The following is a 19,944-nucleotide window of genomic DNA, read 5'->3' as shown; positions in this document are numbered from 1 at the left end:
CGCAACCTCTGGCAAACGAGCTCCGTCCAACCGCCGAACGGTGCCCCCGGGGAATGGTGTCAGATCAACGGCGGAGCACGGGCTGCCGCCCTCACCCTCGTCCCCCGAAACCTGGACCCCGGCCCTCGGACAACCGCTGATGGATCTTCGCGGTGCCCTTGGATCCCGCTCCTCGGAAGGCGGCAGGACCCGGGCCGTCCCCCTCGAAGGCGACGGCCGACCCCAACCCTACCGGCCCATATGTACGGGGGTCAGTGCTCAGGTGACTCAACTGGCGCCGAAGTGACCAGTTCTGTCAGTACGCCATGACAATCCTTGGGGTGCAGGAACGTGATCCGTGACCCCATGGAACCGACTCGCGGCTCCTCGTACAGGACGCGTACGCCCTTGTCCTTGATCGCGGCCGCCTCGCCGTCGACGTCCGCCGTACCGAAGGCGATGTGGTGGACCCCCTCGCCGTTCTTCGCCAGCCACTTCGCGACGGTCGAGTCCTCGCGGGTCGGCTCGAGAAGCTGCAGGTAGGAGGCGCCGCCGTCGTCCGTGCTGTTGATTTTGAGCATGGCCTCCCGCACGCCCTGCTCCTCGTTGACCTCGGAGTGGTACACCTCGAAGCCGTACGTGGCCCGGTAGAACTCGACGGTGGCGTCGAGGTCGAAGCAGGCGATCCCGATGTGGTCGATTCGCGTCAGCATGATGTCAGTGCAGCGCTCCCGAGACGGTTACGCAACGTGCCAGCGATCACACTGACAGCCCGATGACGGCACGGAGTGCCACTCAGTACATTCGAAGTAAACCCTCGTTCACTCCTCGGCTGTGCAAGCTGGAAGGGGATCGCACCTCATGTCTGGTTCGAACCGCAACACATCGGTGATCGTCGCGGGCGCCCGTACGCCCATGGGACGGTTGCTCGGTTCGCTGAAGTCCTTCTCCGGAGCCGACCTCGGCGGCTTCGCGATCAAGGCCGCCCTGGACCGTGCGGGGATCGGTGGCGACCAGGTCCAGTACGTGATCATGGGCCAGGTGCTGCAGGCCGGGGCGGGGCAGATCCCGGCGCGCCAGGCCGCGGTCAAGGCCGGCATCCCGATGAACGTGCCCGCGCTCACCATCAACAAGGTCTGTCTTTCGGGCCTCGACGCCATCGCGCTCGCCGACCAGCTGATCCGCGCCGGTGAGTTCGACGTGATCGTGGCGGGCGGCCAGGAGTCCATGACCAACGCCCCCCACCTGCTCCCGAAGTCCCGTGAGGGCTACAAGTACGGGGCGATCCAGATGCTCGACGCGATGGCGCACGACGGGCTCACGGACTCCTTCGAGAACATCGCCATGGGCGAGTCCACCGAGAAGCACAACACCCGCCTCGGCCTCCTCCGCCCCGAGCAGGACGAGATCGCCGCCCTGTCCCACCAGCGCGCCGCCGCCGCCCAGAAGAACGGCCTCTTCGACGCCGAGATCACCCCGGTGGAGATTCCGCAGCGCAAGGGCGAGCCGGTCGTTTTCAGCCAGGACGAGGGCATCCGGGCCGAGACGACCGCCGAGTCGCTGGGCAAGCTGCGTCCGGCGTTCACCAAGGACGGCACGATCACGGCCGGGTCCTCCTCGCAGATCTCCGACGGCGCGGCCGCCGTGGTCGTCATGAGCAAGGCCAAGGCGGAGGAACTCGGCCTGACGTGGCTCGCCGAGATCGGCGCCCACGGGAACGTGGCGGGACCGGACAACTCGCTGCAGTCGCAGCCGTCGAACGCCATCCAGCACGCTCTGAAGAAGGACGGCCTGGCGGTCGCCGACCTCGACCTCATCGAGATCAACGAGGCCTTCGCCGCAGTGACCGTGCAGTCAATGAAGGACCTCGGGATTTCCCCGGAAAAGGTGAACGTCAACGGCGGTGCTATCGCTCTCGGACACCCCATCGGCATGTCCGGCGCCCGGCTCGTCCTCCATCTCGCCCTGGAGCTGAAGCGGCGCGGCGGAGGTGTCGGCGCGGCCGCGCTGTGCGGTGGCGGCGGTCAGGGTGACGCGCTGATCGTGCGGGTACCCAAGGCCTGAGGCCCGTCGGTTCCGGGCGTACGTGGCCCGTCGTCTTCTCGGATCGGAGCTGTGATGCAGGACGTCCCCACACTGGTGGCGCAGGCCAGGGAAGGGCGGCCCCGGGCCGTCGCCCGGCTGATCTCCCTGGTGGAGGGGGCGTCCCCGCAGTTGCGTGAGGTCATGGAGGCGCTGGCACCGCTCACGGGCGGGGCGTACGTCGTGGGCCTCACCGGCTCGCCCGGCGTGGGCAAGTCCACGTCCACGTCGGCGCTGGTGACCGCGTACCGCAGGGCCGGCAAGCGGGTCGGGGTGCTGGCGGTGGATCCGTCCTCGCCCTTCAGCGGTGGCGCACTGCTCGGCGACCGCGTCCGGATGTCGGACCACGCCTCCGACCCCGGCGTGTACATCCGTTCGATGGCGACCCGTGGCCATCTGGGTGGCCTCGCCTGGGCGGCCCCGCAGGCGATCCGGGTCCTGGACGCGGCGGGCTGCGACGTGATCCTCGTCGAGACGGTCGGTGTCGGCCAGTCCGAGGTGGAGATCGCCTCGCAGGCCGACACCTCCGTGGTGCTCCTGGCGCCCGGCATGGGGGACGGCATCCAGGCGGCCAAGGCCGGGATCCTGGAGATCGGCGACGTCTACGTCGTCAACAAGGCCGACCGGGACGGCGCGGACGCGACCGCGCGCGAGCTGAACCACATGCTCGGGCTCGGCGAGTCCCGTGGGCCCGGCGACTGGCGGCCGCCGATCGTCAAGACGGTCGCCGCGCGGGCCGAGGGCGTCGACGAGGTCGTGGAGGCGCTGGAGAAGCACCGTGCGTGGATGGAGGAGCGGGGGGTCCTCGCGCAGCGGCGGCGGTCCCGTGCGGCGCGCGAGGTGGAGACCATCGCGGTGACCGCTCTGCGGGAGCGGATCGGGGACCTGCACGGTGATCGGCGGCTGGATTCCCTGGCCGAGCGGATCGTGGCGGGGGAGCTGGATCCCTATCGGGCGGCGGACGAGTTGGTGGCCGGGTTGACGGAGGGCTGACCTCGCGTTTTCTCGCCCCCGCCGCCCTTGCCCTTCCCGCCCCCAGGGGCTGCGCGCCCCTTCGGCCTCCGGTCAAAGATCCGGGGCTCCGTCCCGGACCCCGTTCGCGCGGTTCCCCGCGCCCCTGAAGAACGCCCGTCTCGAGCTGCTAACTTGGCCGCGTGTTCCTTCACCTTGCGTAGAGACGCCCCCCCGCAGGCGACGTGTCGTCGTCGTGCGGGGCCTCGGTGTCCCTGCACGCCCTCAGGTGAGGAACCTTTCGCATGTCCGCGACCTCCTCGCGGCCGTCGTACGCAGCGGTGCTCCGCATCCCGTACGCCCGCCGCACCTTCGCCGCCGTACTCGTCGGCCGGCTCTCCTATGGCATGGTGCCGGTCGCCGTGCTGCTCGCCGTGACCCGTGCGACGGGGTCGTACGCCGTCGCCGGTACGGTCATGGCCCTGTTCGGGGCCACCAGTGTCTTCCTGTCGCCCGCGAGGGCGGCGCTCGTCGACCGCTACGGCCCCCGTCGGGCGCTGCCGCCGATGGCCTCGCTGTACGCCGTGCTGCTCGGCCTGCTGGCGGTGGCGAGTTGGCGGCCGGGCGTCTCCGGCCCGGTGCTGGGCGCGGTCGCGGTGGCGGCGGGCGCCTGTACGCCGCCGCTCGGGCCGACGATGCGCACGGTGTGGAGCGAACTCGCCGCCGACCGGGGGCTGTTGCCGCGCGCGTACAGCCTCGACGGGGTCGCGGAGGAACTGCTGTTCGTGTCGGGGCCGTTGGTGGTGGGCGCCGTGGTGCAGGTCGCCGCTCCGGCCGCCGCCGTGGCCCTGGGCGCCGTGCTGGTGGTGGCGGGGACCTTCGGTTTCGTCGCCTCCCCGGCCGTGGCGCGCGTTCCGGTGCGGGGCGCGGTGTCCGAGCAGCGGACGGGCCGACGCCGGTCGTGGGTCGTCACCGGCATCGTGCCGCCGGTCGTCGCGGCCGGCGGCGTCGGGCTCTCGCTCGGCGCGCTCGACCTGCTGGTGCTGGCCTTCGCCGAGCAGCGGGGCCACGGGGACGACGTGGTGGCCTGGATCTTCGCCGCGCTGTCCGCCGGGAGCGCGGTGGGCGGCCTGCTGTACGGCGCGGTCGAGTGGCGCTCCGGTGCACGCGTACGGCTGTCGCTGCTGGTGGCGGGTCTTGGCCTCGCCCTCGCGGGTGCCGGGCTCGCCCCGGACCTCGCCGTCCTCACCGGCGCCGTCGTCTGCGCCGGGCTCTTCGTCGCCCCGGCCCTCACCACCGCGTACCTCGTCGCCGATGCCTCCGCCCCGGCCGCCGCCCGCACCCGGTCCGGCGCCTGGGTCAACACGGCCGTCAACGCGGGCATTTCGGCGGGAGCGGCCGCCTCAGGGCTGCTGGTGGCCCAGGTCTCGCCCACCCTCGGCTTCGCCCTCGTGGGCGGCGCGGCCCTGCTCGCGGCGACCGTGGTGGGGGTGGGGAGCCGGCGGGGCCGTGCGGCCGGGCCGGCGGCGGGAGCGGCGGGGCACACGACGGAGCAGGTCGTGAGCGCCGAGGCGCGGGCGGCGCAGTCGCCGTGAGGTGAGCCGACCGCGCGAACGCCGGTAGGGGCACCCGGTCTCGGGTGCCCCTACCTGGGGTGAGGAAGGCCGCGTACCTCTGGGGGGCGAGGTGTCGGGCTTCCCGGCGTGGAAGGAGGAGCCGGGGCTCCCGGGGTGTGGGGGGAGAGCGCCGGTCCTCCTGGAGGGCGACGTCCGGCCGAGGGGGGTCGGCGGGGTCGGTCCTCCCGGTGGTTCAACGGGACCGCGAGATCAGTCCTCCGAGCGGTCGGCGGTGAGCTTGCCGGAGTCGGGGTTCACCCTCCAGTCGCTGCCGGTGCCGTCGGCGGCGGTGGTGTCGACCTCCCAGGCCTGGTCCGCGCTCTCCTCGTCGAGGTCGACGGAGGTCACCGTGCCCTTGTCCGCGGCGGCTTCGGCGGCCTCGGCGGCGGTCACGGAGCTGCCCTTCAGTGCGGCCCGGATCTGCTGGGTCTCGGCGGCGTCGTCACCGTCGTCGTCGCGGTCGGCGTGCGAGCCGAGGACCTTGCCGGTGCCGGGGTCGACCTGGACGCTGAACCACTTGCCGCCGCCGGTCAGCACGTCGACGTCCCAGATCAGGTTCGTGCCCTCGTCGTCGAGGTCGGCGGAGACCGCCGTACCGTCCTTGTGCTGCAGCGCCGTCCTGATCGCCTCGGCGGCCGTGACCTGACCGGCCTTCGCCTCGGCCGCGTTCTCGGCCTTGTCCTCGGCGTCCTGGTCGGTGTCGCGGGCGGCCCGGTCCTCGGCCTTGTCGTCCGCCTTGTCCTCGGCCGTGCCGTCGGAGTCGTCGTTCACGTCGTCGCGGTCGTGGTCGCCGTTCGACACCGACACGGTCTTCTTCGCCGGCGCCTCGTCGTCACCCGAGACCGCGATGGCGGTCGCGGTGCCGCCGCCGATCAGGGCGACGGCCGTGATGGTGGCGATGACGATGTTGCGCTTCATGAGGTTCCTCCAGGATGCGACTGGCTGCAACCAGTAACGGATGATGTAGCCGGTTGCAGATGGCTTGTCTGGCTTATCCGCCTCGTCTGCTTTCGACGGGAACCAATCTGGCCGACCGACGCTGAAGCGGACCTGAAGCCCCCTGAAGACCGCTTCAGGTTCGGTTTGCCAAGCTGAACGCATGCGCCTGTTGATCGTGGAAGATGAGAAGCGGCTCGCGGTGTCGCTGGCCAAGGGCCTGACGGCCGAGGGGTACGCCGTGGACGTCGTCCACGACGGGATCGACGGACTGCACCGGGCGAGCGAGGGGTCGTACGACCTCGTGATCCTCGACATCATGCTGCCCGGCATGAACGGCTACCGCGTCTGCGCCGCCCTGCGCGCCGCCGGCCACGACGTGCCGATCCTGATGCTCACGGCCAAGGACGGCGAGTACGACGAGGCCGAGGGGCTCGACACGGGCGCCGACGACTATCTGACCAAGCCGTTCTCGTACGTCGTCCTCGTGGCCCGGGTGAAGGCGCTGCTGCGGCGGCGCGGCCCCTCGGGCGGCGCCTCGCCCGTGCACGAGGTCGGCGATCTGAAGGTCGACACCGCCGCCCGGCGCGTGTTCCTCGCCGAGGACGAGATCACGCTCACCACCAAGGAGTTCTCCGTCCTGGAGCAACTCGTCCTGAGAGCCGGTGAGGTCGTCTCGAAGGCCGACATCCTGGAGCACGTCTGGGACTTCGCCTACGACGGCGACCCGAACATCGTCGAGGTCTACGTCAGCGCGCTGCGCCGCAAGCTCGGCTCCACCCTCATCAAGACCGTACGAGGGGCCGGATACAGACTGGAGGGCCGCTCGTGAAACGCCGTCTCGGCTCGGTACGGGCCCGCGCGACCCTCGCCGCGACCGTCGTCGTCGCCGTGGCCCTGGTGGCCGCGGGCGCCGCCGTCCTGCTGTCGCTGCGGTTCACCCTCACCGACAAGGCGGACGCGGAGGCCGACTCCGTGGCCCGCAACGCGGCCTCGGCGCTGGCCAACGGCTTCGCCTACGCCGAACTGCGGCTGCCCGACGGCGACGAGAACCCGGTCGAGGTCCTGGACCGCGACGAGAAGCCCGTCGCGGTCGGCGAGGACGTCGAGGGCATGGACGTGACCGCCATCGACTCGGACCGGCTGAACTCCGAGACCAACGACGACGCCGACGACCGCGCGGAGGGCGACAAGGACGCCGAGGACGAGGGCAGCCTGAAAGCGGGCGATGTCGCCGACGAGACCTGGTACGGCGAGGGCACCGCGACCGTCGAAGGGGTCACGGCGGACTACCGGTTCGCCGGGGTCGACGTGGTCACGCCGGCCGGAGTGCCGCTCACCGTCTACGCGGGCGCCCCGCTCTCCACCGAGGAGGAGGCCGTCGGCACCGCGCTGACGACGATGCTCATCGGGCTGCCGCTGCTGCTGCTGACCGTGAGCGGGGTGACGTACGTCGTCACCGGGCGGGCGCTGCGCCCCGTCGAGGGCATCCGTGCGGAGATGGCGGCGATCACGGCCTCCGAGGACCTCTCCCGGCGCGTCCCCGAGCCGGACACGCACGACGAGGTCGCCCGGCTCGCGCGCACCACGAACGAGACGCTGGCCGCCCTGGAGGCCTCGGTGGAGCGGCAGCGCGCGTTCGTCGCGGACGCCTCGCACGAACTGCGCAGCCCCATCGCCTCGTTGCGCACCCAGCTGGAAGTGGGCGCCGCGCACCCGGAGTTGCTGGACCTGGACGGGGCGGTCGAGGACACCGTGCGGCTGCAGAGCCTCGCCGCCGACCTGCTGCTGCTCGCCCGTCTGGACGCGGGGGAGCGGCCGCCGCCGGACGCGCGGTTCGACCTGGCGAAGGTCGTACGGGAGGAGGTGGCGTCCCGGGAGGGCGTGACGCTGGACGGCGTGGACTCGGTGGAGGTGCGCGGCTCGCGCAACCAGATCTGCCGCGTCCTCGGCAACCTCCTGGACAACGCCGGCCGCCACGCCCGCGACCGCGTCGCCGTCACGCTGCGCACCACGCCGGACCAGGCGATCCTCCAGGTGGTGGATGACGGCGCGGGCGTCCCGCCGGCCGACCGCGACCGCATCTTCGAACGCTTCGTCCGCCTCGACGAGTCCCGGGCGCGGGACGACGGCGGCGCGGGCCTGGGACTGGCCATCGCCAGGGACATCGCCGTACGCCATGGAGGCACCCTGACGGTCGGCGACGCCCCGGGCGGCGGAGCCCTCTTCGAACTGAGGGTGCCGCTCAGGCCCCCGGGCACCTGAGAGGCGCGGGGAACTGCGCGACCGGCCACGAGGAACCCGCAGCCGACACTCGATCCGCAGTCCCCCGGCGCCGAACCGGCCCCCGAGCGGAGCGCTACGGCTTACCGCGGTGGCTTCGGAGGTGCTCCGCGATCGGCACCAGCGACTTGTGCAGCTCCTCCAGCGCCTCCTCCGGCAGGAGATCGATGAAGTGCCGCCGCACGGAGGCGACATGATGCGGCGCCACCCGCTGCATCGTCTCCATGCCGTGCTCCGTGAGCACGGCGAACAGCCCGCGCCGGTCGGACTCGCAGTTCTCCCGGCGCACCAGGTCGGCGTTCTCCATCCGGGTGATCTGGTGCGAGAGGCGGCTCTTGGACTGGAGCGTGGCGGCGGCGAGGTCGCTCATCCGCATCCGCCGCCCCTCCGACTCGGAGAGGTTCACCAGGATCTCGTAGTCGTTCATTGTCAGGCCGAACGGCTGCAGATCCCTTTCGAGCTGGTGCGTCAGCAGCCTGTTGACGTCCAGATGGGTGCGCCAGGCGCACTGCTCCGCATCGGTCAGCCAGCGCGTGGCCGTTTCGGTCTCCATGAATGAAGTCTACCTAAAAGGTTGAAAGGCGAACTAGTGAGGGTTCGGTGTGTCACTCGTGCGGACAGGTCGGGTCTTACGGGTTGAGGCATGACGACGCGCACACGTTCGATGTCACACTCCGCAGACTACCGCTCACAGCCCGAAGCGACGCTGGAGGTCCCCCAGCTGTCCGGGAAGGCGCGGTGCCCCCGCCGGCTGTCCGTGATGCCCGGGTACCCCGCCGCCGCCGGGTACGCCCGGCTCGTGCGGGACCATGCCCGTGGCCTGCTCGGCCATGAGGGTCTCGGAGGACTGGAGCAACACCGTGCCCGCCCCGACGAACTCGAACTGGTGCTCCTCGCCGGACGCCCCGCCGATCCCCGTCATCGCACGTAGACCGCCCATGACACCTGTCATGTAGCCGTGGTCGTAGTGGTGGCACGGCGAGGGGCAGTCGGCCCACCCGACCAGGGCCTGCGGGTCGACCCGGATGGGGGGTTCCATGAACACCACCGGGCCGTTGGAGGCCGCCACGAACTTGCCCGTGCCGATGAGGGTCAGGAAGCCCGGGACGATCGACTGCTTCATCGCGAGACTTGGCTGAAAAGCGAGGAGGTTGCCCGAGCGAATGGTCAGGTTGCCGTCCTCCAAGTCATACGAATTGACGTCGAAGGCCCGGTCGGCGAGGAGCATCTTGCCGGATCCCTGGGCCACGACCCAGTCGCTCGCGTGCAGAGGCGAATGGAACGAGGAGCGGACGAGGCGATCGAGTCCGCCGTGCCCGATGCCGTTGAACTCCATCTGGCCGTAGTAGGCGATCATCTTGCCCTTCTGCAGGAACCACTGGCTCCCCTTGAGCTCCACGCAGAAGGTGTAGTTGTTGACGTTGTCGTCCGACGGCAGCGTCATCGGGTCGAAGACGGTCGGGCCGGCGACCGGGGCCCCGTACATGCTCACAGCTTCTCCTCCGAGGCCTGGACGTACACCGCACCACTGCCGCTCAGCTCCAGCTGGAACGCCTCGCCGGAGCCCCGGCCCACCATGTCGCGCCAGCCGAGAGCGGTGGACAGCTTGTTGCGTACGTCGCCGTGGTGCGCCACGTACGCCTGCGGGTCGACATGGACCGGGCGCTGGGGGGTGATCGGGACCTCGATCACCCCGCCGTGCGCCATGACGGCGACGGCGCCGTGGCCCTTGAGGGTCGTGGTGAACAGGCCCTGGCCCGTCACCTGGCCCCGCACCATGCCCATGACGCCGCCCTGCGAGCCCATGAACATCGTGCCCTGCTGGAGGGTGCCGTCGAAGGCCAGCAGCCGGTCGGCCTCGACGTAGAGGGTCTCGCCGGTCAGGTTGATCACCTGGATGTGGTGACCGCCGTGTCCGAACAGGACCGTGCCGCTGCCCTCGACGGTCATCAGCGGGGTCGCCTCCCCCGCCACCCGGCGGCCGATCATCGACGCGATACCGCCCTGCCCGCCCTGCATGTTGGGCGTGAACGAGACCTCGCCCTTGTAGGCGAGCATCGCGCCGCGCTGGCTGAACAGCCGCTGGCCCGGCATCACGGTCGCCTCGATCATCTTCGAGTTGATCTCACGGAAGGCCATGTCAGACGTCCCCCGCCACCGTGTTGCGCTCGCTGGGCTGGACGTAGACGAGCCCGTCGCCCTCGAAGCGGATCTGGAAGGCCTCGCCGCCGCCCTCGCCCATGAACGTGCGGAACGTCACACCGGACTGGAAGGACTGCTGGAGGTTGCCCTGGTGCGCGATGTACGCCCCCGGGTCCACCGTCAGCGGGTACTGGTGACTCACCCGCAGCACCACCGCCGGGCCGTCGGACATGATCGCCGCCTGGCCGTGGCCCTCGATTGTCGTGGTGAACAGGCCGTTGCCCTGCGAGGCGCCGCGCAGCCCCGTGAAGCTCGTGCCCGTCCGCAGCCCGGAGTCCGTCGCGAGCAGATTGCTCGACTCCACGTACAGCTTGTCCCCCTGAAGATTCACGAGGTTGATCTCGGAGGCCCGGTCCGCGAACCAGCAGGTCCCTTGCCCGGTCACCTCCATCAACGTCATCTGTTCGCCCGTGAGGCGGCGCGTCACCATCCCGCGCAGACCCTCACCGCCGCCGCTGAGCTTCTTGAACGTCATCTGGCCGTCGTAGGCGACCATCGATCCGTTCTTCGCCTTCACGGCGTCCCCGGTCATGTCGACGGCCAGCACTTTGCTGCCTTGAAGTCGGAACATTGCCACGGGGTGACGTTAACCGGCCGATGGCCGGACAGGACAGGGCCCAGAGGGGGATCTCGACCCTGAAAGGACCCTAGGGGACCTCCCGGGAACGCCGGATGTCAGAATGGGCCCGAGCTTGTGCTTCCGTTCACAAAGACCGAAGGTGACCCGTGGACATAAAGACCGTCTCCGCCCTCCGCCGCCTGCGCCTCGTCTCCGCCCCCGAGGCCGTCTCCTTCCTGCTGCTGCTCGTCTGCTCGGTGCTGAAGCGGACCACGGAGTTCAACGCGGTGCCCGTGATGGGCTGGGTCCACGCCATCCTCTTCATCCTGTACCTGATCTTCTGGGCCGACGCCTGGAACCGTACGAAGTGGTCGCTGAAGACCGCCGCGCTCTACTTCGCCCTCTCCGTCCTGCCCACCGGCGGCTTCTTCGCCGACCGCAAGCTGCGGCGCGAGGCCGAGGACGCGGTGATCGCGACCCGGGCCCGCAAGGAAGGGGTCGTGAACGCGTGATCGTCGCCTTCTCCGTGACCCCTCTCGGCGTCGGCGAGGACGTGGGGGAGTACGTCGCCGAGGCCGTACGGGTCGTCCGTGCATCGGGTCTGCCGAACCGGACCGACGCCATGTTCACCTCGATAGAGGGTGACTGGGACGAGGTCATGGACGTCGTGCGCCGAGCCGTCGCCGCCGTCGAGGAGCGCGCGCCCCGCGTCTCCCTCGTCCTCAAGGCCGACATCCGCCCCGGCGTCACGGACGGCCTCACCTCCAAGGTGGAGACGGTGGAACGCCACCTGTCGTAGCGCGCGCAGGCGCACAGGCGCGAAGGTGTCGTGGCCGGCCGCGGGCACGTTGTCGCGGCTCCCGGGAACCCCGATCCCTCCGGATCGGGGTTCTCTCATGTCCCGCCGTTTGAGCGATCGCTCAAACCGGGGTACGGTCGTGCCCACCACATTGAGCAGTCGCTCAAAAACTTCACCGGCCCGGGGGAACACGGATGGGGCTCTACATCGAGGCACGAGTACGGGCGGACCTGGGGGAGGTGTGGGCCCGCACCCAGGACCCGGCCCTCCACCAGCGGTGGGACCTCCGCTTCACGGAGATCGACCACCTCCCACGGGCGGCGGGCGAGCCGCAGCGCTTCCGGTACGCCACCCGCGTGCTCCCCGGTGTGACGGTCGCCGGGACCGGGGTCTCGGCCGGGGAGAGGGAGCGGCCGGACGGCACCCGGACCTCCGCGCTGCGGTTCGCCTCGCCGCACCCGCTCTCCCTGATCGCCGAGGGCAGCGGCTACTGGCGCTACGTCCCGGACGGTGAGGGCGTCCGCTTCCTCACGGGCTACGACTACCGGCCCCGCTGGGGCCGCCCGGGCGCCCTCGCCGACCGGGTGCTGTTCCGCCCGCTCATGGGCTGGGCCACCGCCTGGTCCTTCGACCGCCTCCGCCTGTGGCTGGAGCGGGACATCACTCCCGAACGGGCCCTGCGGCGCTGGCTCGCCGAGGCGGTCGTCCGAGTGCTCACGATCGCGGCCGCCTGCGCCGGGCTCGCGTACGGGGCGCTGGGGGACCCGGCGGGCGTCCTGGCGCCGCTCGCGCTGTTCGCGACTCCGGTCCTGGCCGTGTCGGCGGTCCTGGCCGCCCTGCTGGTACCGCCCCTGCCCGGCACCCCGTCCGCCCGCCGCTGCGTGCGGACCGCACCCGCACGCGCGCGTGCGCCCCGGCTGCTCGCGACCCTGGAGGGATGAGCGGCATGGACGCCACGACTCCGGGGAGCGCCCCGTCCCCCGCCACTTCGCCGGCCCACGCCTCGATCTTCCGTACGGCCATGGGCGCGGACTTCGACCGGCTGCATCCCGAGTTGCGGCGCCGCTTCTCGGTCGGACTGGCGAGCGGGCAGTCGTGCACGGGCCGGGGTGTGATGGACCGCATCTGGCACGGGCGGGGCCTGGTGAAACCGTTCCTCGCCCTCGGAGGCACCCGGAACATCCTCGTCCCGCGCGAGGGGCGGCACGTGCCCTTCACCATCGAGAACGTGCCGTACGCCGACGGTTTCGGCCGTGAGACGGTGACTTTCGTGCGTACCTTCGACCTGCCCGGCCGGTCCCGCCGGTTCGACGCCCAGATGGTGCTGGGTCCCGAGGGCGACCGGGTCCTCGACTACCTCGGCACCCACCAGCACCTCGCCAGCGACCCGCACTTCCGTGCGGAGCCCGACGGGTCACTGCTGATCCGCTCAGGAGAGCACCGCTTCCGGGAGGGGCCGGTCGACGTCCGCGTCCCCGAACTCATCGGCGGTGAGGCGGAGGTGCGGGAGCGGTTCGACGAGCGGACGGGACGTTTCCGCATCCGGGTGCGGGTGGTGAACCGGCACTTCGGGCCGCTCTTCGGCTACGAGGGCTCTTTCGCCGCTACCTACCAGGACGTCCGGGTGTGCGGGGTCCGGCCCGGGTTGCGGCCGGTCCGTGAGGAGGCGCGCGCGTGAGCGCGGCGACCCGGACGAAGCTGCTGGAGGGCGCGCTGCGCACGCTCGTCGAGCAGGGGATCGCCAAGACGTCCGCCCGTACGATCGCCGCGACCGCCGGGGTGAACCAGGCGCTCGTCTTCTACCACTTCGGGTCCGTGGACGAACTCCTCGCGGCGGCCTGCCGGTACGGGGCGGAGCAGCGGGTCGCCCGCCACCGGGAACGGATGGCGGCGATCGGCTCGCTCTCCGAACTGCTGGCCTTCGGGCGGGAGATGCATGTGGAGGAGCGCGCGGCGGGACATGTGGCCGTGCTGGGGCAGCTCCTCGCGGGGGCGCAGACCCATCCGCGGCTGGCGCCGGCGACGGCCGCCGGGCTGGACCTGTGGATCGCGGAGGTCGAGGGGGTGCTGCGACGGGTGCTCGCGGCCTCGCCACTCGGGGAGTTCGCCGACGCGGGAGGGCTGGCACGGGCGGTGGCGGCGTCGTTCGTGGGGCTGGAGCTGTACGAGGGGGTCGATCCGGAGGGGGCGGGAGAGGCGTTGGGGGCGCTGGAGCAGCTCGCGGCGCTCGCCGCCGCACTCGACGGCCTCGGGCCCGTGGCGCAGCGGGCGGTCAGGCACCAACTGCGGAAGGCCGTTGGCCGTTGAGGCGCCGGGGCCGTTTCGAGGGAGCGTGGGGCGACCGAAAGGCGAGACGGGGCTGACCAGCATATGACCGGCCGGTAAGGTCGATGCCGTGCCGAAGCCGCTCAGCCTCTCCTTCGACCCCATCTCGCGCGCCGACGAGCACTGGAAGCAGCGCTGGGGAAACGTCCCTTCCATGGCCGCGATCACGTCGATCATGCGTGCCCAGCAGATCCTGCTGGCGGAGGTCGACGCGGTGGTCAAGCCGTACGGGCTGACGTTCGCGCGCTACGAGGCCCTCGTGCTGCTCACCTTCTCGCAGAAGGGCGAGCTGCCGATGTCCAAGATCGGCGAGCGCCTCATGGTGCACCCCACGTCCGTGACGAACACCGTCGACCGCCTGGTCAGGTCCGGCCTGGTCGACAAGCGCCCGAACCCCAACGACGGCCGGGGCACCCTCGCCTCCATCACCGACAAGGGCCGCGAGGTATGCGACGCCGCCACCCGTGACCTCATGGCCATGGACTTCGGCCTCGGCGCCTACGACGCCGAGGAGTGCGCGGAGATCTTCGCGATGCTCAGGCCCCTGCGGGTGGCGGCGGGGGACTTCGAGGAGAGCTGACCGGAGACGGTCAGGCGGCGGCCGGGTTCGGGGCCGTCTCCTTGATGATCAGCGGCTCGACCTCGCGGCTGACCTTGCGTTCCACGAAGAAGGCGGCCGTGGGCACGGTGCCGGCGAGCAGCACCCAGGCGAGACGGCCCAGCGGCATCTTCGCCTTGCTGCCGAGGTCGAAGGCGAAGACCAGGTACAGCACGTACAGCCAGCCGTGGGCGAAGCCGACCACGGTGACGAAGCCGTCGAAGCCGTCGAGGCCCAGCAGACGCTTCCCGATCACGCCCACCGTCAGCAGGATCAGCAGTACGGCGGTGACGTAGGCCATCACCCGGTAGCGGGTCAAGACGCTCTTCTTCATGGCGTCGAGCGTAACGGGTGCTTCTCGGCGCCCCGCGCGCGCGTCCTGGCCTGCGTCGCTGTCGTTTACTAGGACGTCCTAGTAAATTGGTCTCATGGACGCTGACGCCATCGAAGAGGGCCGCCGCCGCTGGCAGCACCGTTACGACTCCGCGCGTAAGCGGGAGGCCGACTTCACGACGCTCTCGGGGGATCCGGTGGAGCCCGTGTACGGACCCCGGCCGGGGGACGTGTACGAGGGGTTCGAGCGGATCGGCTGGCCGGGGGAGTACCCCTTCACCCGCGGGCTGTATCCGACCGGCTACCGGGGGCGGACCTGGACGATCCGCCAGTTCGCGGGATTCGGCAACGCGCGCCAGACGAACGAGCGCTACAAGACGATCCTCGCCAACGGGGGCGGAGGGCTGTCCGTCGCGTTCGACATGCCGACACTGATGGGGCGGGACTCCGACGATCCGCGCTCGCTCGGTGAGGTGGGGCACTGCGGGGTCGCCGTCGACTCCGCCGCCGACATGGAGGTCCTGTTCGAGGACATCCCGCTGGGCGACGTCACCACCTCCATGACGATCAGCGGTCCCGCCGTCCCCGTCTTCTGCATGTACCTCGTCGCCGCCGAGCGGCAGGGCGTCGACCCGGGGGTGCTCAACGGCACCCTCCAGACCGACATCTTCAAGGAGTACATCGCGCAGAAGGAGTGGCTCTTCCAGCCCGAGCCGCACCTGCGCCTCATCGGTGACCTCATGGAGCACTGCGCGGCGGAGATCCCCGCGTACAAGCCGCTCTCCGTCTCCGGCTACCACATCCGCGAGGCCGGGGCCACGGCCGCGCAGGAGCTGGCGTACACGCTCGCGGACGGCTTCGGGTACGTGGAGCTGGGGCTCAGCCGGGGGCTGGACGTCGACGTGTTCGCGCCCGGCCTGTCCTTCTTCTTCGACGCGCACGTCGACTTCTTCGAGGAGATCGCCAAGTTCCGCGCGGCGCGCCGGATCTGGGCGCGGTGGATGCGGGACGTCTACGGGGCCCGGACGGAGAAGGCCCAGTGGCTGCGGTTCCACACCCAGACCGCCGGGGTCTCGCTGACCGCGCAGCAGCCGTACAACAACGTGGTGCGCACGGCGGTGGAGGCGCTGTCGGCGGTGCTCGGCGGGACCAACTCGCTGCACACCAACGCGCTGGACGAGACGTTGGCGCTGCCCTCCGAGCAGGCCGCGGAGATCGCGCTGCGGACGCAGCAGGTGCTCATGGAGGAGACCGGGGTCGCCAACGTGGCCGATCCGCTGGGTGGTTCGTGGTACGTCGAGCAGCTGACGGATCGTATCGAGGCGGACGCGGAGAAGATCTTCGACCAGATCAAGGAGCGGGGGCTGCGGGCGCATCCGGACGGTACGCATCCGATCGGGCCGATCACGTCCGGGATTCTGCGGGGGATCGAGGACGGATGGTTCACCGGCGAGATCGCGGAGTCCGCCTTCCGGTACCAACAGGCGCTGGAGAAGGGGGAGAAGCGGGTCGTCGGGGTCAATGTCCACCATGGGTCCGTGACCGGGGACCTGGAGATCCTGCGGGTCAGCCATGAGGTGGAGCGGGAGCAGGTACGGGTGCTCGCGGGGCGGAAGACGGCGCGGGACGAGGCGGCGGTGCGGTCCGCGCTCGACGCGATGCTCGCGGCGGCGCGGGGTGGGGTGAACATGATCGGGCCGATGCTGGACGCGGTGCGGGCCGAGGCGACGTTGGGGGAGATCTGCGGGGTGCTGCGCGAGGAGTGGGGGGTGTACACGGAGCCGCCGGGGTTCTAGGGGGTGTTTCGAAAGTCCTGTGCGGTGCCCGCGGTGTCCGGTGCGTGCTCTCGGCGTGCCGGACGAAAGCCCTCGTACTGGACGTACTTGGGGTTTCGGCCGGTGCGGCGGTGGGGGTCCCTCCCGCTCGAGCGGAGCCGAGAGTGGGGGAGCGTGCCGGGCGCCGTGGGTGCTGTGCGGGACTTTCGAAACACCCCCTAGGAGGCCATTACCTCGGGGGCGCGTCGTCGGGTGCGGATGCGTGGGGGCCGGTCGCGCGGTTCTCCGCGCCCGTGGGCGGAGGGGCTTCGCCCGTTCCGGCCACCGCGCTTCCGCTCAACCCCCGGAGCAACAGGGCCGTGAAGGCCCGGGCCCAGGCCTCGTCCGCCGGTTCCGCGCTGACCAGGGTGCGGTGGACCACCGCACCCGCGACGACGTCGAAGATGAGGTCGACGGTGGCGCCGGCGGTGCCGGTGACGGGCTCCGGTTCCGGAGGGAGTTCGCCGCGGGTCTGGGCCCGGGCGCGGCCCTCCAGGACCAGCCGTTTCTGGCGGTCGACGATGGACGCTCGGATGCGTTCGCGCAGGGCGTCGTCGCGGGTCGCCTCGGCGACGACGGCCATGAGACCGCTCTTGGCCTCCGGACGGGCCAGGATCGCCGCGAACTGGAGCACCACCCCCTCGATGTCCGCCGCCAGACTGCCCCGGTCGGGGAGGCGGAGCTCGTCGAAGAGTTCAGCCACCGCGTCCACGACCAGCTCGTTCTTCCCCGCCCAGCGGCGGTAGAGGGTCGTCTTCGCGACACCGGCCCGGGTGGCCACGTCGCCCAGGGTCAGCTTCGACCACCCCAGCTCGACCAGTGCCTCCCGGGTCGCGGCCAGGATCGCGGCGTCCGCGGCGGCGCTGCGCGGACGGCCGCCCGTGGCGCGGGAGGCGGGGGTGCGGCTCTGCATCCGCCGACCATATCCGGCCGTTGTCGAAGTCCTCCCCGCCGTCGTGAGACAGATCACCGGGGAGTGGGTACTGAGGGGTACAGGAGAGGCGCCGACCCGGTTACGCTACGAGTCGTAGCGAAAGACCGGGGTGGACGACCGGCTTTCAGGACGCTTTTTCACCTGCGTGCTCGGAAGGGGGAGGATGTACTCATGCAGCCACGGAACATGTCCATGAGCGGAGTCGTCGACCTCGCCGCGGTGAAGGCGGCCCAGGAGGCCAAGGCGAAGGCGGAGCAGGCGCGCGCCGAAGCGGCCCGGCAGGGCGGGGGAGGAGCGGTCTCCCCGGCGGACCTGGTCATCGACGTCGATGAGGCCGGGTTCGAGAGCGAGGTTCTGCAGCGGTCCACCGAAGTCCCCGTCGTCATCGACTTCTGGGCCGAGTGGTGCCAGCCCTGCAAGCAGCTCAGCCCGGTGCTGGAGCGCCTCGCCGTCGAGTACAACGGCAAGTTCGTCCTCGCGAAGATCGATGTCGACGCCAACCAGATGTTGATGCAGCAGTTCGGGATCCAGGGGATCCCGGCGGTGTTCGCGGTGGTGGCCGGGCAGGCCCTGCCCCTCTTCCAGGGCGCCGCCCCCGAGCAGCAGATCCGCGCCACCCTTGACCAGCTCGTGCAGGTCGCCGAGCAGCGCTTCGGGCTCACCGGCCTGGTGGTGGACCCGGACGCCGAGTCCGGCGCCCCCGTCGAGGTGGCCCCGCAGATCCCGGCCGGCCCCTACGACCACCTGCTCGAAGCCGCCGTACGGGCCCTGGACGCGGGCGACTTCGGCGGCGCGGTGCAGGCGTACAAGAACGTGCTGAGCGACGACCCGGGCAACACCGAGGCCAAACTGGGCCTCGCGCAGGCCGAGTTGCTCCAGCGCGTGCAGGGTGCCGATCCGCAGGACGTGCGCAAGGCGGCCGCCGAGAACCCGGGCGACGCGCAGGCGCAGATCGCCGCGGCGGACCTCGACCTCGTCGGCGGACATGTGGAGGACGCGTTCGGGCGACTCATCGACACGGTGCGGCGCACGGCCGGTGACGACCGGGACGCCGTACGGCTGCGGCTGCTGGAGCTCTTCGAGGTGGTCGGCGGCGACGACCCGCGGGTGGCCGCGGCGCGTCGGTCGCTGGCGAGGGCCCTGTTCTGACCTGTCCGTGAACCCGTGCCCCGGCTGAGTGCCGGCTGTGACGGGCGGGGATCCGGGGGAGGACGCGACCACCGCGTCCCGCACTGTCGGGACGCGTGGTGCGCGAGTGAGCGATTTGGCGACACAACGACACCTGCGGCCGCGCTTTACCAAATCTTGGTAATCGCGGCCGCTGTTACTGGCAGTAAGAGAATGCCGTCGAGTTGTCGGACTCTGTCCGACTGTTCACCCATGTGTCGCCTCACTCGGCGCCACCCAGGGTCGCTGGCCGATGCCGATGGGTCGTTGTTCGGTTATCCGTCCGTTACTAGCCAGTAACGACCCCCCTTGCGGGGGCGGCGAGAATGCACCACGATCGGCGACGCTCGGTCCTGTCCCGTACCCCGCCAGCCAGTCGGGTCAACGGGTTTTCTGGGTCCCCACCGAGTAGAGCGGGCGACAGTGGCGCCGGCTCTTGGGCAGGGGGGTCTCCGCCAACCGCGGAGCCTGTCCAGCAGGTTGTGCGTGATGCGTGTCAGGCGCGACCAGTGGTTGTCGCTCGGGGGTGATCGCCGGTGAGTTCGGGCGCTTTTCGCGCCACCGAGCGCGGGCGCTCTCCTTCCCGAGGACGTAGCACTTCTCCCATCCCTGTCCGGCCGAGCCGCCGTCAAGGGGCGAGCCGGTATCAGGAGATGTACGTCCGAGAAGGAGGAAATATGGAGTCCCAGGTGCGTGGCGGGACCAGATGGAAGCGGTTCGCTGTGGTCATGGTGCCCAGCGTCGCCGCCACGGCAGCGATAGGTGTCGCCCTCGCGCAGGGTGCTCTCGCCGCGTCGTTCAGCGTGTCGGGCCAGTCGTTCAAGGTGACGGCGGGTCAGCTCGACGGCACGGGCTTCTCGCAGTACGGAGCGCTCGACGAGGGTTACACCCTCAAGGGCGAGAAGACGGTTCACCCCGTCGCCGTTTCGGCGTTCAAGACCGCGTCGATCACCAACATGTGCCAGTCGGTCGTCACCCCCGGTGTCCCGCTGCTCGGTAGCGTCAGCCTCAAGCTGACCGCCGGTACCGGTGGCAAGAAGGTCGAGGCCGAGAACCTCTACATCGACGTCGAGGACCTTGAGGCGGATGCCGTCTTCAAGGGCATCGACATCGGTGTGGCGGCCAAGGACGCCAACAAGGGTCCGGGCATGAAGGGTGGCTCGGAGCAGGCCAACCCCTACGGGTTCGCTCAGCAGGCCGACTCGGCCTCGCTGACCGGCGTGAAGCAGACGGCGTGGGCGACCACCGCCGGAACCTTCAAGCTGAGCAACTTGAAGATGTCGCTCCACAAGGGCGTCGTGGAGTGCTACTAGGCACTCCCTGGGCGGGTGAGGAGGCGTCCGCTTCTTCGCCCGCCCGTCCCTCC

22 protein-coding genes are annotated in these 19,944 nt (G+C 70.7%); 14 read left to right on the top strand and 8 right to left on the bottom strand.

Translation table 11 applies throughout. The features are described 5' to 3' along the window. Window positions 1-251: 251 nt before the first annotated feature. Window positions 252-692: a methylmalonyl-CoA epimerase gene (gene mce / locus K1J60_RS13905; protein WP_220646498.1), complete on the bottom strand. Its 441-nt coding sequence runs from the start codon at window positions 690-692 to the stop codon at window positions 252-254. A gap of 148 nt (window positions 693-840) precedes the next feature. Here mce and K1J60_RS13900 point away from each other — a divergent pair, with 148 nt between their 5' ends. The 3 genes from K1J60_RS13900 to K1J60_RS13890 all read left to right on the top strand — a co-directional run bounded on the left by K1J60_RS13900 (window position 841) and on the right by K1J60_RS13890 (window position 4,607). Further along, complete coding sequence (locus tag K1J60_RS13900; RefSeq protein ID WP_220646497.1) at window positions 841-2,043, top strand: acetyl-CoA C-acetyltransferase; 1,203 nt, start codon at window positions 841-843, stop codon at window positions 2,041-2,043. Window positions 2,044-2,097: 54 nt separating this feature from the next. Then, the gene (meaB, locus tag K1J60_RS13895) at window positions 2,098-3,054 is read left to right on the top strand and encodes a methylmalonyl Co-A mutase-associated GTPase MeaB (protein WP_220646496.1); all 957 of its coding nucleotides are present in this window, start codon (window positions 2,098-2,100) and stop codon (window positions 3,052-3,054) included. 263 nt (window positions 3,055-3,317) lie between these two features. Continuing rightward, complete coding sequence (locus K1J60_RS13890) at window positions 3,318-4,607, top strand: MFS transporter (RefSeq protein ID WP_259407717.1); 1,290 nt, start codon at window positions 3,318-3,320, stop codon at window positions 4,605-4,607. A 231-nt stretch (window positions 4,608-4,838) separates the two neighbouring features. Here the strand turns inward: K1J60_RS13890 and K1J60_RS13885 are convergent, their stop codons facing one another. Further along, window positions 4,839-5,546 carry a PepSY domain-containing protein gene (locus K1J60_RS13885; RefSeq protein WP_220646495.1) on the bottom strand — a complete coding sequence of 236 codons (708 nt, stop codon included), beginning with the start codon at window positions 5,544-5,546 and terminating at the stop codon, window positions 4,839-4,841. Between the two features lie 181 nt (window positions 5,547-5,727). Here K1J60_RS13885 and K1J60_RS13880 point away from each other — a divergent pair, with 181 nt between their 5' ends. Further along, complete coding sequence (locus tag K1J60_RS13880; protein ID WP_220646494.1) at window positions 5,728-6,396, top strand: response regulator transcription factor; 669 nt, start codon at window positions 5,728-5,730, stop codon at window positions 6,394-6,396. Then, window positions 6,393-7,829, top strand: coding sequence for a sensor histidine kinase (locus tag K1J60_RS13875; RefSeq protein WP_220646493.1), 1,437 nt, complete (start codon window positions 6,393-6,395; stop codon window positions 7,827-7,829). Before K1J60_RS13880 ends, K1J60_RS13875 begins: the two co-directional genes overlap by 4 nt. 94 nt (window positions 7,830-7,923) lie before the next feature. Here the strand turns inward: K1J60_RS13875 and K1J60_RS13870 are convergent, their stop codons facing one another. The 4 genes from K1J60_RS13870 to K1J60_RS13855 form a co-directional block, all read right to left on the bottom strand. After that, window positions 7,924-8,400, bottom strand: a complete 477-nt coding sequence (locus tag K1J60_RS13870) for a MarR family winged helix-turn-helix transcriptional regulator (protein ID WP_220646492.1) — start codon at window positions 8,398-8,400, stop codon at window positions 7,924-7,926. 135 nt (window positions 8,401-8,535) lie between these two features. Then, a complete protein-coding gene (locus K1J60_RS13865) occupies window positions 8,536-9,333 on the bottom strand; it encodes an AIM24 family protein (RefSeq protein WP_033529328.1) in 798 nt (265 codons plus the stop codon). Window positions 9,334-9,335: 2 nt separating this feature from the next. Then, the gene (locus K1J60_RS13860; RefSeq protein WP_033529327.1) at window positions 9,336-9,986 is read right to left on the bottom strand and encodes an AIM24 family protein; all 651 of its coding nucleotides are present in this window, start codon (window positions 9,984-9,986) and stop codon (window positions 9,336-9,338) included. 1 nt (window position 9,987) lies between these two features. Continuing rightward, the gene (locus K1J60_RS13855) at window positions 9,988-10,620 is read right to left on the bottom strand and encodes an AIM24 family protein (RefSeq protein WP_033529326.1); all 633 of its coding nucleotides are present in this window, start codon (window positions 10,618-10,620) and stop codon (window positions 9,988-9,990) included. A gap of 155 nt (window positions 10,621-10,775) precedes the next feature. On the opposite strand from K1J60_RS13855, the gene K1J60_RS13850 reads away from it, so the two are divergent. The 6 genes from K1J60_RS13850 (at window position 10,776) to K1J60_RS13825 (ending at window position 14,312) form a co-directional block, all read left to right on the top strand. After that, a complete protein-coding gene (locus K1J60_RS13850; protein ID WP_033529325.1) occupies window positions 10,776-11,120 on the top strand; it encodes a DUF3817 domain-containing protein in 345 nt (114 codons plus the stop codon). After that, window positions 11,117-11,407: an MTH1187 family thiamine-binding protein gene (locus K1J60_RS13845; RefSeq protein ID WP_220646491.1), complete on the top strand. Its 291-nt coding sequence runs from the start codon at window positions 11,117-11,119 to the stop codon at window positions 11,405-11,407. Before K1J60_RS13850 ends, K1J60_RS13845 begins: the two co-directional genes overlap by 4 nt. A 194-nt stretch (window positions 11,408-11,601) precedes the next feature. After that, the gene (locus tag K1J60_RS13840; RefSeq protein ID WP_220646490.1) at window positions 11,602-12,348 is read left to right on the top strand and encodes a hypothetical protein; all 747 of its coding nucleotides are present in this window, start codon (window positions 11,602-11,604) and stop codon (window positions 12,346-12,348) included. Window positions 12,349-12,353: 5 nt separating this feature from the next. Continuing rightward, the gene (locus K1J60_RS13835) at window positions 12,354-13,085 is read left to right on the top strand and encodes a DUF4166 domain-containing protein (protein WP_220651452.1); all 732 of its coding nucleotides are present in this window, start codon (window positions 12,354-12,356) and stop codon (window positions 13,083-13,085) included. Beyond that, the gene (locus K1J60_RS13830) at window positions 13,082-13,714 is read left to right on the top strand and encodes a TetR/AcrR family transcriptional regulator (protein ID WP_220646489.1); all 633 of its coding nucleotides are present in this window, start codon (window positions 13,082-13,084) and stop codon (window positions 13,712-13,714) included. The genes K1J60_RS13835 and K1J60_RS13830 overlap by 4 nt, the downstream gene beginning before the upstream one ends. A gap of 88 nt (window positions 13,715-13,802) precedes the next feature. After that, entirely contained in the window at window positions 13,803-14,312 is a 510-nt protein-coding gene (locus K1J60_RS13825) for a MarR family winged helix-turn-helix transcriptional regulator (protein ID WP_220646488.1), read from the top strand. Window positions 14,313-14,322: 10 nt separating this feature from the next. Here K1J60_RS13825 and K1J60_RS13820 read toward each other — a convergent pair whose 3' ends face one another. Continuing rightward, a complete protein-coding gene (locus K1J60_RS13820; protein ID WP_033529320.1) occupies window positions 14,323-14,664 on the bottom strand; it encodes a DUF3817 domain-containing protein in 342 nt (113 codons plus the stop codon). Window positions 14,665-14,758: 94 nt separating this feature from the next. On the opposite strand from K1J60_RS13820, the gene K1J60_RS13815 reads away from it, so the two are divergent. After that, window positions 14,759-16,459: an acyl-CoA mutase large subunit family protein gene (locus tag K1J60_RS13815; protein WP_220646487.1), complete on the top strand. Its 1,701-nt coding sequence runs from the start codon at window positions 14,759-14,761 to the stop codon at window positions 16,457-16,459. 208 nt (window positions 16,460-16,667) lie between these two features. Here the strand turns inward: K1J60_RS13815 and K1J60_RS13810 are convergent, their stop codons facing one another. Beyond that, window positions 16,668-17,390: a TetR/AcrR family transcriptional regulator gene (locus K1J60_RS13810; protein ID WP_259407716.1), complete on the bottom strand. Its 723-nt coding sequence runs from the start codon at window positions 17,388-17,390 to the stop codon at window positions 16,668-16,670. Window positions 17,391-17,582: 192 nt separating this feature from the next. Here K1J60_RS13810 and K1J60_RS13805 point away from each other — a divergent pair, with 192 nt between their 5' ends. Together K1J60_RS13805 and K1J60_RS13800 are read left to right on the top strand one after the other, a co-directional pair. Beyond that, complete coding sequence (locus K1J60_RS13805) at window positions 17,583-18,560, top strand: tetratricopeptide repeat protein (protein WP_220646486.1); 978 nt, start codon at window positions 17,583-17,585, stop codon at window positions 18,558-18,560. Between the two features lie 695 nt (window positions 18,561-19,255). Next, on the top strand, window positions 19,256-19,891 hold the full coding sequence (locus tag K1J60_RS13800) for a DUF6230 family protein (RefSeq protein ID WP_220646485.1): 636 nt from the start codon (window positions 19,256-19,258) through the stop codon (window positions 19,889-19,891). Window positions 19,892-19,944 lie beyond the last annotated feature (53 nt).

This window comes from Streptomyces akebiae, from assembly GCF_019599145.1.
Taxonomy (GTDB): domain Bacteria; phylum Actinomycetota; class Actinomycetes; order Streptomycetales; family Streptomycetaceae; genus Streptomyces; species Streptomyces akebiae.
Note: the sequence above shows the minus strand (reverse complement) of the source record. Positions and strands in the feature narration are given on the sequence as shown.

Excerpts from the sequence above, each read along its gene's own strand:
- mce (WP_220646498.1), bottom strand. The coding sequence starts at position 692 with ATGCTGACGCGAATCGACCACATCGGGATCGCCTGCTTCGACCTCGAC.
- K1J60_RS13900 (WP_220646497.1), top strand. The coding sequence starts at position 841 with ATGTCTGGTTCGAACCGCAACACATCGGTGATCGTCGCGGGCGCCCGT.
- meaB (WP_220646496.1), top strand. The coding sequence starts at position 2,098 with ATGCAGGACGTCCCCACACTGGTGGCGCAGGCCAGGGAAGGGCGGCCC.
- K1J60_RS13890 (WP_259407717.1), top strand. The coding sequence starts at position 3,318 with ATGTCCGCGACCTCCTCGCGGCCGTCGTACGCAGCGGTGCTCCGCATC.
- K1J60_RS13885 (WP_220646495.1), bottom strand. The coding sequence starts at position 5,546 with ATGAAGCGCAACATCGTCATCGCCACCATCACGGCCGTCGCCCTGATC.
- K1J60_RS13880 (WP_220646494.1), top strand. The coding sequence starts at position 5,728 with ATGCGCCTGTTGATCGTGGAAGATGAGAAGCGGCTCGCGGTGTCGCTG.
- K1J60_RS13870 (WP_220646492.1), bottom strand. The coding sequence starts at position 8,400 with ATGGAGACCGAAACGGCCACGCGCTGGCTGACCGATGCGGAGCAGTGC.
- K1J60_RS13865 (WP_033529328.1), bottom strand. The coding sequence starts at position 9,333 with ATGTACGGGGCCCCGGTCGCCGGCCCGACCGTCTTCGACCCGATGACG.
- K1J60_RS13860 (WP_033529327.1), bottom strand. The coding sequence starts at position 9,986 with ATGGCCTTCCGTGAGATCAACTCGAAGATGATCGAGGCGACCGTGATG.
- K1J60_RS13855 (WP_033529326.1), bottom strand. The coding sequence starts at position 10,620 with ATGTTCCGACTTCAAGGCAGCAAAGTGCTGGCCGTCGACATGACCGGG.
- K1J60_RS13840 (WP_220646490.1), top strand. The coding sequence starts at position 11,602 with ATGGGGCTCTACATCGAGGCACGAGTACGGGCGGACCTGGGGGAGGTG.
- K1J60_RS13835 (WP_220651452.1), top strand. The coding sequence starts at position 12,354 with ATGGACGCCACGACTCCGGGGAGCGCCCCGTCCCCCGCCACTTCGCCG.
- K1J60_RS13820 (WP_033529320.1), bottom strand. The coding sequence starts at position 14,664 with ATGAAGAAGAGCGTCTTGACCCGCTACCGGGTGATGGCCTACGTCACC.
- K1J60_RS13815 (WP_220646487.1), top strand. The coding sequence starts at position 14,759 with ATGGACGCTGACGCCATCGAAGAGGGCCGCCGCCGCTGGCAGCACCGT.
- K1J60_RS13810 (WP_259407716.1), bottom strand. The coding sequence starts at position 17,390 with ATGCAGAGCCGCACCCCCGCCTCCCGCGCCACGGGCGGCCGTCCGCGC.
- K1J60_RS13805 (WP_220646486.1), top strand. The coding sequence starts at position 17,583 with ATGCAGCCACGGAACATGTCCATGAGCGGAGTCGTCGACCTCGCCGCG.
- K1J60_RS13800 (WP_220646485.1), top strand. The coding sequence starts at position 19,256 with ATGGAGTCCCAGGTGCGTGGCGGGACCAGATGGAAGCGGTTCGCTGTG.